We start from the raw sequence: 3,552 nt of genomic DNA, 5'->3' as shown, positions 1-3,552 counted from the left end.
TTTTTGACTACCTCTGCTAAAAAGCCCGAGATTGTCGCGGTCGTATTCTGACTACTAATATTTGTAGTAAAATTATCACATTGTTTTTGTCAGAATACTCCCTCACAATGACGACTTTATGGGTTGTTGTTTTAAGAATTGTTTATTCGTTTATTTGGTGATTTGTTTATCTGTTCGTTTCATTTTCATAACTCTAAGTACTTTAGGCACTTTAAGTACTCTAAGTACTTCTTCTTGTTTATTCGTTTATTTGGTGATTTGTTTATCTGTTCGTTTCATTTTCATAACTCTAAGTACTTTAGGCACTTTAAGTACTCTAAGTACTTTAGTTCCTTCTTTTTATGAACGCAACTTAGTATTAGTACGCTAAAAACCCAATTCCGAAATCCAAACCAATAAAATATAGGTCGAATAACCTTGCTTTAGAAACTAAGTCAAAATAATTATCTGTAGTAATTTCTTCGCTCAATTCTCCCAATTCAATCCATGAATCCCATCCGGAATTTCCAGATATTCCTTTTAATACAGTACCGAAATCAATTCCATAATCAAGAACTATACGGTCAAAAAGTATTCTTTGATTTCCAAATTTCATATTAAAACTCCATGCAGTATATCTTTTATCTAATTGATAGTTAGGAAGGTATTCCGGAGAATAGGTGCGATTATTATGTCCATTATCATAAATAATCTTATCAAGTATATCGTTGCTGTCATAGTTTACTTTATAAAATATCCAATCAACTTGAATTTTAAAATAAGCACCTAAGGGAGCAATATGGTTAAAATAACTTTTGTAATACAAACCCATTGATTTTGCATTAATGTATCCAAGTCCATCTGATCTGATACGGGTTGGTTCGTATCCATCATCACTCCAAGTAGTTGTAAAGTGTCTCATTTCTTCAATTGGGTAATCAAATTCAAAAGCTGTTTTGAAAGCTGATAACTGAATGCCAACTCCCCTTTTTTTGTCGATAATATATTCTCCTCCAATTGATGTTCTAAGATTTACTGCTTTCCCTGAAATTACCCCATTTTTGTTAGGAGCAAATAAAGCAGGTGAATAACTGAAATTAGTATTTGCAATTACTGTTTTTCCCTGATAGCCGGGAGCTTTTTCAAAATATTGACTAAAAGCGGATACACTAATAAATAAGCTGATAAATATTATAAAATATAATTTTTTCATTTCTGTTTTTTTATTATCGTTCTTTAGAAATTTGATAGAATGTATCATAAATATATGAGTCTAAAAAGTCTTGTGTGTCTTTATGTTTAAGATTCTTTGTAAAATTAAGTTCAGGTTCTCCTGTTTTTACATTTAGTAAAACATTAAAATAGTATGTGTTATATTCAGGTGTTACAGCATAGTAAATTGCCCAAGGTATTAATATTGGGACACATGCACTGTAAACTAAATAAACAAATGCATCGGTTTTATCTTGTCTCATACTTATTATTCCTGTCCATGATATGTGTTCAATATCATATTTTTCAGCAATTTGTTGAACATAAGAATAACTGCTTGAAACAATATTGTCGTGTTTGTGGTTATACTTTTCACTTAGCCATTCTTTTAAAATAGCTATATCATTAAATTTTTCAATATCTGCAATGTCAAGGTGCTTTGATTCAAGTAGCTCAATTTCTATTTGTGATGCATCAGCATTTTGTTCAAGATTATAATAAAATCGGTTAAGACTATTTTCCGAGTCAACAAATCTTTTCTTTTGTTTTTTTCTTTCATCTATTATTAAATATACAGGTTCAAGAATAAGAATTTTATTTATTCCTAATGCTTTTCCGTATTTTTCTTCAAGCTTCTTTTCCCTTTTTTCTTCCTTACTTAATTTTTCTTTTTTGTTGTAATCAATGTCTTCATTCTCCTTTTCTTCTTTTTCCTTTTCTTCAATAGTTTGCTCAAAAAGGTCAACAAATTCATTATTCTTTAAAATATCAACAAAAGCATATTTTGCCCATTCTTTTTCACCAACATCATCAAGTTTCTTTTGCATTTTTATTTTGTCATATTTACTGATGTTATTGCTGTCTTTTACATTAAAATTCATAGATTCTTTTTTCTCTTCCTTTGTTTTACGTGAGAAATCATAAACTTTCTTTTTTGATTTAAAAACAAGGTCATGAAAAAGATCTTTGCAAATTTCATTAAGATATTCGTCATCAGGAAGTTGTTGCTTTAAATCCCAAGCATACTGAAGTGCTAATATATTTGCTTCTTCATCTGTTAATTGTTTGAGAAAATAAAATACTTGTTGCGATTGTCCTTCAATCTTTTTATAGTTGGGAAGCACTGATTTGATATTACCGTATGTTTTGTACTTTGAAATGTAATACAATGAAGAAGCAAGCATTCTTTTTAGAAAAAGATTGTCAGGATATTTTTTTAATAATACAAAACTATTGTAAATAGCTTGGGGATATTCCATTTTACGTACTTGCTGTCTTATTGATTCAAACCTTGCAATTTGTCTTATTTTTAAAAATTCTTCTTTTCCTACAATATAATATTCAGAAGATTTTTCTGTATCAAGATTTTCGATGATGTTAAATATTTTTTTTCTTCTTTTTAAAATATTAGGATGTGTACTTTTTGAGTCATCATAATCTTCATCTCCTTTTATCTGATTAATTTCATCTAAAAAATATGATTTTGGAAAAGTGATATTTTTTGTTTCAAAAAATGATTTCTCGAAAGTAATTTCATTAAATGGCAAATAGGAATATTGCAATACATCAAAAACACCATTAATTGCTGATAAGGAATAGCCTGACTTTGAATAGAATTTATTAAGTCCTTTTTCGTCAGCTTCTCTTTCTCTTTCTTTCGACCAGTTGTTTTTTGCTAATATTTTGTCATTCCATGTAAGTGATTTGTAATTATCTTTACCTTCTGAAATTTTATATTTTTCAACAAAAATATCCATATTGTGTTTTTCTGTATAATGAATAATTTCATGTGATAAAATAAATGCAAGCTGTGCTTCATTAGATAGCTGAGCAATAAGTCCAATGTTGATAAAAATCATGCCTTTATCAGTTGAAAATGCATTAACTGAAGGTGATTTTGTTACATAAAATCTTATTTCTTCTCTTAGGTCAGGATGGTCTTTTAACACATTATCTGCTACTTTATTAATGTATTTACTAACAGGATCATTAAACAAAACGCTACCACTTAATAGAAGCCCGTCAATAGCAAAGTTTGATTCAAGTAAAAACTGTTCTCGTGTTTTTCTTATCGAACGTTTTTCATTCCTATTAATTCCTGTTTTATCAATTTCAAACTTTTCTTGAGACAGCATTCTAAAATCAGTAGGAACATCCCCTGATGATATTAAATATTGAAAATTTTTTGTGATATTTTCTTGTGCTGTTATTTTAAATGAAAAAAATGAGGTAATAAGTAAGATTAAAAGCAAATAGTTTTTATTCATAGTAATTTATTTTAAGGCTGTAAAAATAAAATAAAATAAATATTTAATTACATTCTATTAAAATATTTTTATTTTTACAGCCTTAAAATAAATT

2 protein-coding genes are annotated in these 3,552 nt (G+C 28.0%); both read right to left on the bottom strand.

The features are described 5' to 3' along the window. Positions 1–358: 358 nt before the first annotated feature. On the bottom strand, positions 359–1,192 hold the full coding sequence (locus U9R42_05830) for a hypothetical protein (protein MEA3495540.1): 834 nt from the start codon (positions 1,190–1,192) through the stop codon (positions 359–361). A gap of 13 nt (positions 1,193–1,205) precedes the next feature. Continuing rightward, positions 1,206–3,458, bottom strand: a complete 2,253-nt coding sequence (locus U9R42_05825; GenBank protein ID MEA3495539.1) for a M48 family metallopeptidase — start codon at positions 3,456–3,458, stop codon at positions 1,206–1,208. Between the last annotated feature and the right edge of the window lie 94 nt (positions 3,459–3,552).

The organism is Bacteroidota bacterium (genome assembly GCA_034723125.1).
Taxonomy (GTDB): Bacteria; Bacteroidota; Bacteroidia; order CAILMK01; family JAAYUY01; genus JAYEOP01.
Note: the sequence above shows the minus strand (reverse complement) of the source record. Positions and strands in the feature narration are given on the sequence as shown.

What these genes read in the sequence shown, in the direction of transcription:
- U9R42_05830 (MEA3495540.1), bottom strand. Translation starts at nt 1,192, where the DNA reads ATGAAAAAATTATATTTTATAATATTTATCAGCTTATTTATTAGTGTA.
- U9R42_05825 (MEA3495539.1), bottom strand. Translation starts at nt 3,458, where the DNA reads ATGAATAAAAACTATTTGCTTTTAATCTTACTTATTACCTCATTTTTT.